This is a genomic window from Streptomyces angustmyceticus (assembly GCF_019933235.1).
GTDB classification, from domain to species: Bacteria; Actinomycetota; Actinomycetes; order Streptomycetales; family Streptomycetaceae; genus Streptomyces; species Streptomyces angustmyceticus.
Map to the genome: position 1 here is coordinate 223,720 of NZ_CP082945.1, position 12,962 is coordinate 236,681.

The window sequence follows — 12,962 nt, forward strand, 5'->3', positions numbered from 1 at the left end:
CCTCGCCCCAGTCCCTTCTCCCGGGCCACGGCCCTCTTCACCCCGCCCCGGTTGCCGCCGCCCCGGAACCTCACCCCTCCGCCCGATGAACCCGCGCCAGCAACAGCACCGTGTCATCCGTCGGCGAACTGGGTACGAGGCGGCCGAGGATGCGGTCCGCCGTGGCTTCCAGTGAGCCGGGGGGCCGGGCCACTTCCGTGCGGAGGGCTTCGAGGCCCTCGTCGATGTCGTGGTCCCGTGCCTCGATGAGGCCGTCGGTGTACAGCACGAGCAGGGCGGCGTCCGGCAGTTCGAGTTCCGTCGTACGGAAGGGGAGGCCGCCGACGCCGAGGGGGACCCCCAGGACGTCGTCGATGAGCTGGATCCGGCCGTCGGGGTGGCGGACGAGGGGCGGCGGGTGGCCGGCACTGGCGATACGGGTGCTTCCGGTGGCGGGGTCGTAGCGGATGCAGAGGCAGGTCGCGAGTTCGATGCCGGCTTCTTCGGCGCACTGGTCGAGTTCCGTGAGCAGTTCGTCCGGTTCCTGGTCGTGCCGGGCCAGCGCCTTGGCGGCGATGCGCAGCCGGCCCATCGCCGCGGCAGCCGACACCCCGTGCCCCATGACGTCGCCGACGACGAGGGCGACGCGGCCGCCGGGGAGCCGGATCACGTCGTACCAGTCGCCGCCGACCTCGGTGACCCGGCTGCCCGGCAGGTAGCGGTGGGCGAGGTCCATGTGCGGGCCGGTGGCCAGCGAGGTGGGCAGCAGGGCCCGTTGGAGGGTGAGCGCGATGTTGCGCTCGCGGTTGTAGAGGCGTGCGTTGTCCAGGCACAGCGCCGCCCGGGAGGCGAGTTCGCCGGCCAGGCTGAGGTCCTGCTCGGTGAAGCCCGGCCGGGCGGCGGACCGGCCGAAGACCGCGATGCCCTGCACGGTTCCCCGGGCGATGAGCGGGGCGAGGAGGAGGCAGGCCAGCCCGCTGCCGGCCAGCAGCCGGGCGCGCGCGGCGTTCAGTACGGTCCGGGCGATGAACTCCTGGTTCACCGGTACGCACAGCGGACGGCCGGTCCGCAGCATCCGGTGGATGGCGGAGCCCGGTGGGTAGTGCACGGCTTCCAGCCCGCTGACCAGTTCCGTCGCGGGAGGGGGCAGGACGGTGCCGTGGGCGATCCGGTGGGTGTCCACCGGCTGGGCCGGGTCGAAGCCCGTGTGCTCGTCCTTCCACTCGACGAGTTCGACGACGGCCGCGTCGGCGAAGTCCGGCACCGCGGCCCCGACCAGTTCCTGGGCCGTGACCTGCACGTCCAGGGTGGTGCCGATCCGGGCGGTGGCGCGGTTCAGCAGTGCCAGCCGCTGCCGGGTGGCGGTCGCCTCGACGATGGCCTGCTCCCGGTCGGTGACGTCGACCAGGAGGCCGCCCACTCCCTGGCGGGTGCCGACGGCCTGGGTGAGCGGGAAGAAGCTCACCGAGAGGACCTTGTCCCGGTCCGGGTGGCCCCGGGTGCGCATCCCCACCCGTACCCCCGCGACGGGTTTGCCCTCCGCGACGACCGCGCGCAGCATCCGCTCGTACTCGCCGCCGTCCGAGGTGATCATGATCTCGGCGAGGCGGCGTCCGAGGTGCTCCTCGATGGGGAGGCCGTTCATGTCGGCGAGCGCCTGGTTGAGGTGGAGGTAGCGCAGCTCCTCGTCGAACATGGCCAGGCCGATGGGGCAGGTCTCGAAGAGGGCGTCGAGGAAGGCGAGGTTGGTCTTCACCCGGTCCAGTTCGTCGCCGCGGCTGGCCAGCGCCATGACCACCGAATGCCCGCCGGCGCCGGTCACCGGGAAGGCGCGGAATCCGCAGTCGAGGGCGGTGCCGTCCCGGTGCGCGGCGTGCAGGCGGCCGCGCCAGTAGCCGAGGGTCCGGCCCCGCTCCGCCAGGCGGGCGCAGGCGTCGGGGCCGCCTCCGGGCGGCGCGGGGAGCAGGAGGGCACCGGGCCGGGACAGCGCCTCCGCCGCGGGGTAGCCGAAGAGGTCGCGGGCGCCGGGGCCCCAGTAGCAGATCCGGTTGTCGTCATCGATGCCGAACACGGCGACGGCCACATGCTCCAGCAGCGATCCGGGCTCGGACCAGAGCGGACCGCGGGCCCTGGAGTCGCTCGGCCGATCTGATGGCACCGGCTTTCCTTCCACCCGCCGCGCAAAGTGGCCGGCCCGCCCGCCGGACGGCAGGGCGGTTCTCTTCATTCTGCGCTTGTCTCCCGGGCGCGGACACTCCGCCGCGGGCGCGGGGCCCCGGGACCAGGGCCTTCGCGCCCGCCGGGCCCCTGACCGGCCCTGGGGCGGACGCTAGGAGCCGCCGCCCCCGCCGGACGGTGCGCGCCGCGGTCCGGGGACCGGCGGCGTCAGGACGAGTTCGGCGACGGCACCGCCGTCCGGCGCGTTCGAGAACCGCAGCGTGGCACCGAGGACGCGGGCCTGTCCGGCGGCGATGGTCAGCCCGAGGCCGTGACCGGTCCTGCGGCCGCTCCCGGACCGGCTGCGGAATCGCTGCGGGCCGTGGTCGAGGAGGTGGCCGGGGTAGCCGTCCCCGTGGTCCCGCACGGTGATGACGAGGCCGTCGACGGTCAGGAGGACCGGCGGCCGGCCGTGCTGGTGGGCGTTGGAGACGAGGTTCCCCAGCACGCGCTGGAGCCTGCGCTGGTCGGTCTCCACCCGGGTGTCCCGCTCGACACGGACCTCGGCCTCCAGCCCGGTGGCCCGTACCGCACGCTCGGCCAGCGGTCCCAGCTGCTGCACCTCGACATCGGCCCGCTCCACCTCCGCGTCGAGGCGGGAGATCTCCAGCAGGTCCTCGGTCAGCCGGCTCATGGTCCGGATACGGTCCTGCACCATCTCGGCCGGGCGGCCGGGCGGCAGCAGCTCCGCCGCGACGTGCAGCCCGGTGAGCGGGGTGCGCAGCTCGTGCGCCACGTCGGCCGTGAAGCGCTGCTCGCTGTGCAGCTTGGCCTGCAGTGCGGCGGCCATCGCATCGAGCGCGGCCGCCACGGCCGCGGTCTCGTCCTGGGCGTAGGGGGCACTGCGGACATGCGGGTCGTCCACCCGGGCGTCGAGGTCGCCGGTGCTGATTCTGCGGGCCACCTGGGCGGTGTGGTGCAACCGCCGGGTGATACGGGAGACGCCGAACAGCCCGACGGCAAGGGTCAGTGCGATGGCGAAGGCCGAGGAGCCGATGATGGCCCGGTCCAGCCCGCGGATCGCGGCGGCCCGCTGGGTGTAGTCGAGGGGGACGGCCAGGGCCTTGCCGTCGGCGGGCGTGACGGCCCACATCACCGGCCGGCCCTGGTGCTCGGCGAGCTGGGTGCCGCGCTCGCCGCGCCGGGCCAGGGCGCGGAGCGGGGCGGGCAGGTCCGCCGGGTCGACCGCGGCGCGGCGGCCGAGGGGCTCCCCCGCCGCGTACGCGGCCGCGACGGAGTCCAGTTCGGCCAGGGCCGCGTTCCGTGCCTGGCTCTCGGTCTGCCGCCCGACCAGGACGTGCACCAGCACCCCGACGACGGTGGCGAGCACACAGCACATGACGATCACGAAGACGGCGAACTTCCAGTACAGCGTCGCCGTCCAGGCGGGCAGGTGCCGCCGCGTCCGGGGCCGGCCGGTGCTCACGGGGTGCGCTTCGGGACGGGGGCGGCGGAGTCCGCCTGGTCGAACTCCATCGACCGCAGGGCCATGGTCCGGGTCCGGGGGTCCCATGCGTAGACGGTGCGGGTGTCGTAGCCGGGTGTGCCGGTGGGCTCCCGCAGGATCAGATCACCGTTCGCGATCTCCACCGACAGCGGGGTCGCGCCGGCGTCCATGATCCGGGTGACCCGCCCGTGGTCGAGCGTGAAGACCCACAGGGCCAGCGACTGGTCCGGCGTCTCGATGCCGACGATCAGTTCGGCCTTCCCGTCGCCCGTCAGATCCCGGTACTGGGGTGTGCGCACCGGGCAGCGCGCCGGCTGCGTGGCACAGGCCCTGATCCTCCGCATGGTGGCGGAGTCGAACTGCGGCCCGCCGCCGAGGGAGGAACCGGCGGCCGTCTGGGCCTTGACGACGGTGAGCAGACGCGCCGCTCGGATGTCCCCGGACGGCACGGGCGGCACCCCGGGAACGGCCGCGGGAAGGTTCTCGCCCTTGCCGCGCTCGGGCTGCGGCGCCGGCGTGCGCTCGGGCCACAGCCGCACCGGGGCGGCGGCGGCCGGCGTATGGCCGGCACTCAGCGGCTCGCCGCGGTCCGTACAGCCGCTCAGCAGCACGGCCGTGCCTGTCGCCGCGAGTGCGAGCGAGATCGTCCGGAGCCCCGGGGGCGACAAGGAACGGTGAAGAGGCACGTCTTTTCCCGTCGTGGTGCGCTGAGCCTCTCCGGATCATAATGCGCGCCGCGCACCGCGGGGACGGGCCGGGATCCGCCGGTGCGCGGTGGGGCGGCGCGCGGGCCGGGCCGGGCTCAGGCGGCCGGCACCGCGGCCGCGGCCCGCTTCTCCATGGCGCCCGACCAGGTGCGGCGGGGCGGGCGGCCGACGAACTTCCCGAAGAGCAGTGCCGCGGCGGTGGCCGCGAGCACACCGGGCACCATCTCGTAGATGCCCGACTGGAGCGGCCCGAGGAGCGGGTCGATCTGCTTCCACAGGACGACGGTGACCGCCCCCGTCACGATGCCGGCCATCGCCCCGGCCCGTGTCATGCGCGGCCAGTAGAGCGACAGCAGGATCACCGGGCCGAAGGCGGCGCCGAAGCCCGCCCAGGCGTACGCGACGATGTCCAGCACGGCGCCGCCGCTGAGCGCGATGGCGTAGGCCACCAGCGCCACCACGACGACCGTCACCCGGGCCGCCAGCACCATCGTCGCGTCCGAGGCCTGCCGCTTGACGAAGGCCCGGTAGAAGTCCTCGGTGAGGGCCATCGCCGAGACCAGCAACTGGCTGTCCGCGGTGGACTTGATCGCGGCGAGCACCGCGACCAGCAGGAGGCCGGCGACCCACGGGTTGACCAACTGGGCGCAGAGCTGGATGAAGACGGTCTCCGGGTTCTCCAGCGGCTGGTGGAGAGCGGCGATCCCGACCAGCCCCACGAGCGAGGCCCCCGCCAGGCAGACGACCACCCAGCTCACCCCGATGCGGCGGGCCAGGGGGATGTCGCGGGTGCTGCGGATGCTCATGAAGCGGACCAGGATGTGCGGCTGGCCGAAGTAGCCCAGTCCCCAGGCGAGCAGGGAGATGACGGCCACCGCGCCGAGCGGTTGGCCGGACGTCCAACGGGAGCCGTCGAAGTGGGCCTTGGCGCCCATGTCCAGCAGGGACGGCGCCTGGTGGTCGAGCAGGTGCCGCATCGCGCCGACTCCCCCGAGCAGCCCGATGCCGATCACGGGGAGGGCAATGGCCGCGCAGAACATCACCGTTGCCTGCACCGAGTGCGTCACACTCACCGCGCGGAAGCCGCCCAGCACGGTGTAGACAACGATGACCACGGCGAAGACGGAGAGCGCGAATTCGAAGCCGCCGCCGAAGATGCCCTCGAACAGCACTCCCCCGGCCAGGAGTCCGCTGGCCACGTAGACGGTGAAGAACACGACGATGACGGTCGCCGAGACCAGGCGCAGCATCCGGCTGCCGTCCTCGAAGCGCTCCTCCAGGTACGCCGACAGCGTCTTGGCGTCGCCGGCCAGCTCGGTGTACGTCCGCAGACGCGGCGCGACCAGGCGCCAGTTGAGATAGGTGCCGACGGCCAGGCCGACGGCGATCCACGAGGCGCCGATGCCGGCCGCGTACACGGCGCCGGGCAGCCCCAGGAACAGCCAGCCGGACATGTCACTGGCGCCCGCGGACAGGGCCGCCAGCGGTGCGCTCAGCCGGCGCCCGCCGAGCGCGAAGTCGGAGAACGTCACTGTGTCCTGGTAGGTCCAGATGCCCACGGTCACCATGGCGAGCAGGAATATTCCGAAAATGATCATGACCGGTACGATCAGGGGTGTCACCACTGCTCCTCGGTGCAGGCACTGCCAGGTATCGCGGGGCCGGGGCATCCCACCAGGAGATTCCGGACGGGAAGCCTCCGGCGCGAGCTGACAATACGGATCAGCCCTCGGGAGCGGCACCCCTTGGGACGGATGTCCCTTGCATTCAAAGGCCCGACAGCCCTCGGACGGGCCGCGCGCCGGGCCCATATACGGGCACAGTTCCGCACAGCGGTCGCTTCCCGTCAACTGCCCCTGAACCTGGTGATTCGGGTCGGGGCAGAGCCGGGTGAGGGCTCCGGATCATGGTCGAGCCCTTCGATCCCGCCGGTCGCACCGGGCCGCCGGCCGACGCCTCACGCCCCTCCGCTTGCAAGGGAGTCGGGGTCCGACTACCGGTCATGTGACGGTGCCTCACCCGGTGGCGCCGCCCTTTTGCCGGCCGACGGGCAGGCGCACCGGCACCGCCGCGCCACCACCCCCGCAGGCCGCCTGCGAAACGAACGTCGCGGTGCGGCCGAGCACCCCGGCGCGCCGCGGGCGAGTCGCCGCGAGCCGGGGTGGCGAGGGACGCGGCCGACCGCCCAGTGGTGTGGCCCGCGTGGGTGGAGGTACATGCGGCGTACGCCCCGTGCCTGCGCCGCCGTGCTCCAACGGCCCTGGGTCCGGCCAGAAATGCCCTGAGGGGCGTCGTGGGGGCGAACCATACTGGTGACGCTTCGCCGCCGGCCGCCCGCTGCCGCCGGTCCGGCGGGGCCTTCCGGTCCTTCAGTCGCCTTCCTGCCCGCGTCCGCTCACCCTCCTGCTCGTGCGCGCCCCTTCCCACCCGGTCCGGGCGGCCCGCCCCTCCGGGCACCTTCGAAGAAGAGGAGTCTTCTCATGCGCCGCATCCGCTCGTTCGCCGTCGCCGCAGCCGCCGTCGCCGCGGCCCTGGGAACCGTCCCCACCGCGACCGCGACCCCGTCGGCGTCCGCCGCCCCGACGGCCTTCCATTGCACCTCCGGGTACTTCTGCATCTACAGCGACTGGAACGGCGGAGGCACCCGCTGCCAGTGGTCCCAGTCGAGCAAGGCGAACACCGCCGACGACTGCTCCTTCATCCAGCGGGGCCAGAACGTCCGCTCCGTATGGAACAACACCGGGCACCGCGTGCAGTACTACACGCAGACCAACTACCACGCGCGCGTCGGCTCCACCCCCGCCGGCGCGGGCGGCAATCTGCAGGGCAGCTACCAGATCCGCTCCTTCAAGCCCCAGTAGGCAGACTCCGGACCGGGTTCAGGAGCCGGCCCCTCCCAGGCCGTCGGCCGCAGGGTGAGCGGCTCCTGAACCCGCGCCACGGGCGATCACCCGTGACGCACCCGGCGCCCCTCGGGCACCTCCTCCTCGTCTGCATGACGGATCGTCAACTCTCCCCGCATAAGCCTTGCTTTAGGAATCACCAAGCCCCGTTATGAGGGGAAATCACGTCGCATATCGGGTGCCGTGCCGAGCCGGAAATCGAGGCCGGCGGGCCCGGGCGCACAAGATCCCGGAATCCGCACGCAAGGTCACGGGTTCACCACTCCCACCGTTCGCACATAAGTCCGCATTTGCGAATTTTGTACAGCGAACATTTCAGGCCCGACCCTGGCAAACCCTTGCTTGCGGGCGACGGACTCCGCCCAGAAGATCGGACAACTTCGCATGCCGCTCGGCCCTCTGCAGGCCGGGCTGCATGCCCGTCGTCGAGGAGGTCCTGTGAACGCCCAGACGAGTCTCAGCCCCGATGCCGCACGGCAACTCGCGACCACTACCAAGACCACTCCGCAGATGCGCGGCATCACCCCCCGCTATCTGCTCCGCGCCCTGCCGTGGGTGGATGTCGAATCGGGTGTCTTCCGTGTCAACCGCCGCCGCACCTACGTCCTCGGCGACGATCGCATCAGCGTCCACACCGACAGCGGCTCGCCCCGCGTCATCCCGGGCGACCTGCGCGAACTGCCGTACCTCCGGGACGCCGACGACGCGCTGCTCACGGAACTGGCCGACTCCTTCACGGAGGTCACCTTCGACGCCGGCGAGATGCTCGCCCAGGACGGCGAGGCGCACGACAAGCTGTGGGTGATCGTCCAGGGCCGTGCCGAGAAGCGGGTCAGCGGCCGCTACGGGGAGGACGCCGTCCTCGAAGTGATCGGTGACGGCCAGTTCTTCGACCTCGACGCCTGGACCCGCTCCGAGTCCATGCCGTACCGCGTCAAGGCGCTCACTCCCGGCGTGGCGCTGTGCGTCGAGCGCAGTGTGCTCGCCGGGCTCTGCGACCGCGACGCGACCGTCCGGGGCGCGATGGATGCCTACCTCGCGGCGGACGGGGTGCTGCCGGGCGCGGAGGTGCCCGTCGATCTCAGCGCCGGACATGTCGGCGAACCCGAACTCCCCATGACCTTCGTCGACTACGAGGACACGCCCCGCGAGTACCACATGACCCTCGCGCAGACCGTGCTGCGCGTCCACACCCGGGTCTCCGACCTCTACAACGGGCCCATCGACCAGACCCGCGCCCAGTCCAATCTCACCGTGCACGCCCTGCGCGAGCGGCAGGAGGCCTCGCTGCTCAACCACCCGGAGTTCGGGCTCTTCAACAATGTGGCCCCGGGCCAGCGGGTGCAGGCGCGGACCGGGTCCCCCACCCCCGACGACCTGGACGAGCTGCTGACCAGGGTCTGGAAGCAGCCCGGCTACTTCCTCGCGCACCCCAGGGCCATCGCCGCGTTCGGCCGGGAGTGTACGCGCCGGGGTGTGCCCCCGGTCATCGACAACCGGTTCGGCAGCCCGCTGCTGACCTGGCGCGGTGTCCCGCTGCTCCCCTCCGACAAGGTGCGCTTCTCCGGCGGCGCGGGCGTCGGCACCACCGAGATCCTGCTGATGCGCACCGGCGAGGCCGAGCAGGGCGTCGTGGGTCTGCGTCCCGCGAAGGTCGAGGACGAGGTGGAGCCCGGCCTGTCGATGCGGAACATGGGCGTCGACCAGAAGGGCGTCACCTCGTACCTGATGACGGCGTACTTCAACACCGCGGTACTGGTGGAGGATGCGCTCGCCGTGCTCCAGAACGTCGAGGTCTCCAACTTCCATGACTACTCCTGACGTTTCCGGGAGCCGGTGGCCGCACACGGCTCCGACCGCGGACCCGCTCGCCGGCGGCGCGGCGCCCCTCGATCCGGCGGCGGTCCTGGCCGCGGCCCTCTCCCTGAGCACGGCCACGCACCCGCCCACGGACACCCCCGCGGACCCGGTCGCCGCCGATCCGACCGGCCAGGCCGCCCCTGCCGCGCAAGGCGCCCAGGACGGCCAGGCCGGCTCCCCGCCCCTCCAGCCCACCGCCCAGTCCGGACAACCCACCGGCCTCCCCGGCCAACCCGTCGCCTTCTCACCCGAGATGGTGCGCCGGGACTTCCCGATCCTGCACCGGACCGTGAACGGGCATCCCCTGGTCTGGCTGGACAACGGGGCCACCACACAGAAGCCCCGCCAGGTGATCGAGACGCTGGCCGCCTTCTACGGATCCGGCAACTCCAACATCCACCGTGGTGCGCACACCATGGCCAGAGAAGCCACCGAGGCGTACGAGGCAGGCCGGGCGGCGGTCGCCCGGTTCCTGGGCGCACCGTCACCCGACGACATCGTCTTCGTCCGCGGCACCACCGAGGCGATCAACCTCGTCGCCCAGAGCTGGGGGCGGGCCAACCTCGGCCCCGGGGACGACATCCTGGTGCCCGTACTGGAGCACCATTCGAACATCGTCCCCTGGCAGTTGGTCGCCAAGGAGACCCGCGCCCGGGTGGTGCCCGTACCGCTGCGGCCGGACGGCCAGATCGATCTCGACGCGTACGCCGATCTGCTCTCGATGCGCACCCAGCTCGTCGCGGTCAGCCAGGCGTCGAACGTGCTCGGCACCGTGCCGCCGGTGCGGGAGATGACCGCGCTCGCCCACCGTTACGGCGCCAAGGTGCTGGTGGACGGCGCCCAGGCGGTGGCGCACTTCCCGGTCGATGTGCAGGACCTGGACGCCGACTTCTATGTGTTCTCCGGCCACAAGCTGTTCGCGCCGACGGGCATCGGCGCCCTGTACGCGAAGCCGGATGTCCTGCGGGGCATGGCGCCCTGGCAGGGCGGCGGCAACATGATCGAGTCGGTCGACTTCACCCGTACCACCTACGCACCCGTCCCGCACCTCCTGGAGGCCGGCACCGGGCACATCTCCGGCGTGGTCGGTCTGCTGTCCGCGCTGAACTGGCTGACGTCCTTCGACCGGGAGGCCATCGCCGCCTATGAGACCTCACTGATGGCGTACGCCCAGCAGGCCCTGGCCACGGTGCCCGGTCTTGAACTGCTGGGCTCCGCGCCCGACCGGATCGCCGTACTGACCTTCACCCTCGCCGGCCACGACCCGGCAGCGATCGCCGGCTGGCTGGACCGCGACGGCATCGCCATCCGCGCCGGCCATCACTGCGCCCAGCCGGCGCTGGCCCACTACGGCCTGGAGAGCGCGGCGCGTGCCTCGCTCGCGCTCTACAACACGTCCGAGGAGGTGGACAAGCTGGTGGCGTCGCTGCACCGACTACAGCAGTCCGCCTGATCCTGCTCCGTGCTGCGTCCGGGTTGCCGACCGGGGTTCCGGTCGGCAACCCGGCACCGGGGATCGAGCCTGTGGACAACGCGCCGGTGGCCTCGTCCGCGGGCCATACTGGGCACCTGGCAGCGAAGAGGGGGAGCAGAGCCATGACGGTGTCGCAAGGAGAGGCCCGGCCGCCGCACCGGGTCGATGACGTGTCGTCCGCCCGCTGGGTCGAGGAGGGGGCCGGCGGGTTCGACAGCGGGGTGCACGCCCTGCTGCCGTCGGGGTTCGAGACGTACGTACGGCTGCTGCATCCCAGCGAGCCGGCCGACGGCCGGTTCGAGCGGTGGGCGGAGGTCGCGCAGCGGTCCGGCCGCCGTCTGCATCCGCTGGCGCGCTTCGCGGAGGTGGCCGGACCGGGAGACGAGGCGCCGTGGCAGGGGTCGCTGCCCGAACACCTGCTGGCGGCGCTGTGCGCGGTGCTGAAGACGGAGACCACCACCCCGCAGCAGTGCCTCTTCGGGCTCTGGGAGGGCTGGGGCTGGCTCGATGACGAGGGGCCGAGGGTGCGGCTGAGCGGCCGTGCCTACGCGTTGTACGAGGGGCCGGTCGACGCGGCGACGGCACTGGGGGACCGCAGCGCGGGGGTCTTCTTCCCGCAGGCGCCGAATCTGTGGTGGCCACGGGACCGGGCCTGGTGTGTCGCCACGGACGTGGACCTCGACTCCACCTACCTCGGCGGGTCCGCCCGCCTGGCGGAGCGCTTGGCGGGCGACCCCCGCTTCGAGGTGTTTCCGGTGGCGCTCCACGACCGGATCGGCTGAGCCGCCCGTGGAGCGCCCGCCGCCGAGGAATCAGCGGCTTCGCGGGAGGTCCGTCAGCGCTTCTTGCAGGCGTTGATGCGGACCGTGTTGCTGGTGTGCTTCACCTGCTTGGTGCGCGGGGTGTAGCCGGGCGGGAAGGTGACCACGCCGACGGAGTACCCCGTGTAGTTCTGCCGCTTCACACAGCGGCGCGCGGCGTTCTGGCCCACCTTGCTCTTCCCGGCGTTGACCTTGTTGCCGCTCTGCTTGTACAGCCTCCCGTTCTTGTACAGGGCGACGCGGATGGCGAGTTGGGCCACCGGCTTGGAGCACTTGATATCGGCGGTGACGTTCACCATGTGCCGGTTGTCGGCGTGGGCGTGGTGGGAGTAGTGCGGGAGATGCGTAGTGATCTTGCAGGTGATCACGTCACCACTGCGGGCATCCACCGTCTGCACGGTGCGGGCGCCCACCGCGGTGCGGGATCCCCCGTCGGCCGGCGCCGAAGCGCCCGCGGTCCCCGCTCCCATGGTCAGGGCCAGCGCCCCGGTCAACGCCCCCGCTAGCAACGTCCGCTGTACGGTCTTCATGAAATTCCCCCTGTTTGGCGCCCGTTGGGGCGCACTGCTGACGGCGCCCCACCTCTCGAGAACAAGGGAGGTGAGGCGTGCTGGTGACAGCATCCCGTATCAGCGCGGCGGACGTGGGGGTATTTCACACATGCCCCCACAGCCCTCCCTCTTGGGGTCGCATTCGCGCGAACGCGGCATACCGCGTCCTTCGGCCCCTGCCCGTGGGGGGATCAGGCCACCGCGGAGATCACCGACGGCCCGACCTGTCGCGGTCCCGCCACTCCCGGGCCAGGACCGACCAGATCTCCATGTCGTGGCGCACGCCCCGGTACGGGAAGCTCTCCCGCAGTACTCCGTCCCGCACCATGCCGAGCCGCTTGGCGACGTTGATGCTCGCCGTGTTGCCCGAGGCCGCGACCCACTCCACGCGGTGCATCCCGCGCTGCTCGACCGCCCAGTCGATGAGCACCCGGATCGCGCGCGTGACCAGCCCCCGCCCGACGCCCGCCTCCTCCAGCCAGCAGCCGACCTCACAGGTGCCGGACGCGACATCGAACGTCTTGAACAGGACACCGCCGACGAGCACACCGTCCAGCCAGATGCCGTAGAGCCGGCCGATGTCGGCGGCCGCCTTGTCCGCGTAGGACTGCAGCAGCGCCGTGGCGGACGCGAGGTCGGTGACGCGGTCCGGCAGCCCGATGTACCGGCCGATGTACTCTCGGCCCCGGTCCATGTGCGCGAGGTACTCCGCGGCATGCCACACCTCCAGCGGCCGCAGCTCCGCACCGTCGTCACCCAACGAAATCGCGAACATCGCGTCCTCCCCCGCCTTCACTGTCTCGGTACGTTCACCGTCGTCCTGCTGCGCGCCCGCATCCGGGACGAGCAGCTCCGCGGCCGCCCGTGCGCCGCACCCGGCATCGTCGCACGTCGGCGCGCGCGAGCGGCCCGCCCCTCCCCCATTGCCACCGGGCGACGAAGGGCGAAGAGGATGATCGCGACGGGGACGGCCGGCCGGTCCCGACGAGGGCCGATCGGGTCG

At 72.2% G+C, this 12,962-nt stretch carries 10 protein-coding genes; 4 read left to right on the forward strand and 6 right to left on the reverse strand.

What is annotated here, in order from left to right:
- Positions 1-70 precede the first annotated feature (70 nt).
- From K7396_RS01015 to putP, 4 genes are all read right to left on the reverse strand, one after another.
- Complete coding sequence (locus K7396_RS01015; RefSeq protein ID WP_223659530.1) at positions 71-2,137, reverse strand: SpoIIE family protein phosphatase; 2,067 nt, start codon at positions 2,135-2,137, stop codon at positions 71-73.
- A gap of 171 nt (positions 2,138-2,308) precedes the next feature.
- Entirely contained in the window at positions 2,309-3,622 is a 1,314-nt protein-coding gene (locus K7396_RS01020; RefSeq protein WP_152104246.1) for a sensor histidine kinase, read from the reverse strand.
- Positions 3,619-4,329 (reverse strand): hypothetical protein, encoded by a 711-nt coding sequence (locus K7396_RS01025; protein ID WP_223659531.1) that lies wholly within the window; start codon positions 4,327-4,329, stop codon positions 3,619-3,621. The genes K7396_RS01020 and K7396_RS01025 overlap by 4 nt, the downstream gene beginning before the upstream one ends.
- A 116-nt stretch (positions 4,330-4,445) precedes the next feature.
- Complete coding sequence (gene putP, locus K7396_RS01030) at positions 4,446-5,948, reverse strand: sodium/proline symporter PutP (RefSeq protein ID WP_223659533.1); 1,503 nt, start codon at positions 5,946-5,948, stop codon at positions 4,446-4,448.
- 882 nt (positions 5,949-6,830) lie between these two features.
- Here putP and K7396_RS01035 point away from each other — a divergent pair.
- From K7396_RS01035 to K7396_RS01050, 4 genes are all read left to right on the forward strand, one after another.
- A complete protein-coding gene (locus tag K7396_RS01035; RefSeq protein ID WP_086719388.1) occupies positions 6,831-7,211 on the forward strand; it encodes a peptidase inhibitor family I36 protein in 381 nt (126 codons plus the stop codon).
- A gap of 480 nt (positions 7,212-7,691) precedes the next feature.
- Positions 7,692-9,074: a family 2B encapsulin nanocompartment shell protein gene (locus tag K7396_RS01040; RefSeq protein WP_086719389.1), complete on the forward strand. Its 1,383-nt coding sequence runs from the start codon at positions 7,692-7,694 to the stop codon at positions 9,072-9,074.
- Positions 9,061-10,566: a cysteine desulfurase gene (locus K7396_RS01045; RefSeq protein ID WP_223659535.1), complete on the forward strand. Its 1,506-nt coding sequence runs from the start codon at positions 9,061-9,063 to the stop codon at positions 10,564-10,566. The genes K7396_RS01040 and K7396_RS01045 overlap by 14 nt, the downstream gene beginning before the upstream one ends.
- A 143-nt stretch (positions 10,567-10,709) precedes the next feature.
- Positions 10,710-11,369 (forward strand): hypothetical protein, encoded by a 660-nt coding sequence (locus tag K7396_RS01050; RefSeq protein ID WP_086719390.1) that lies wholly within the window; start codon positions 10,710-10,712, stop codon positions 11,367-11,369.
- Positions 11,370-11,422: 53 nt separating this feature from the next.
- On the opposite strand, the gene K7396_RS01055 is transcribed toward K7396_RS01050, so the two are convergent.
- Complete coding sequence (locus tag K7396_RS01055) at positions 11,423-11,938, reverse strand: hypothetical protein (protein WP_086719391.1); 516 nt, start codon at positions 11,936-11,938, stop codon at positions 11,423-11,425.
- Between the two features lie 229 nt (positions 11,939-12,167).
- A complete protein-coding gene (locus tag K7396_RS01060; protein WP_086719397.1) occupies positions 12,168-12,734 on the reverse strand; it encodes a GNAT family N-acetyltransferase in 567 nt (188 codons plus the stop codon).
- Positions 12,735-12,962: the final 228 nt, after the last annotated feature.

Coding starts and splice junctions, on each gene's coding strand:
- K7396_RS01055 (WP_086719391.1), bottom strand. CDS start 11,938: ATGAAGACCGTACAGCGGACGTTGCTAGCGGGGGCGTTGACCGGGGCG.
- putP (WP_223659533.1), bottom strand. CDS start 5,948: ATGATCATTTTCGGAATATTCCTGCTCGCCATGGTGACCGTGGGCATC.
- K7396_RS01060 (WP_086719397.1), bottom strand. CDS start 12,734: ATGTTCGCGATTTCGTTGGGTGACGACGGTGCGGAGCTGCGGCCGCTG.
- K7396_RS01045 (WP_223659535.1), top strand. CDS start 9,061: ATGACTACTCCTGACGTTTCCGGGAGCCGGTGGCCGCACACGGCTCCG.
- K7396_RS01050 (WP_086719390.1), top strand. CDS start 10,710: ATGACGGTGTCGCAAGGAGAGGCCCGGCCGCCGCACCGGGTCGATGAC.
- K7396_RS01035 (WP_086719388.1), top strand. CDS start 6,831: ATGCGCCGCATCCGCTCGTTCGCCGTCGCCGCAGCCGCCGTCGCCGCG.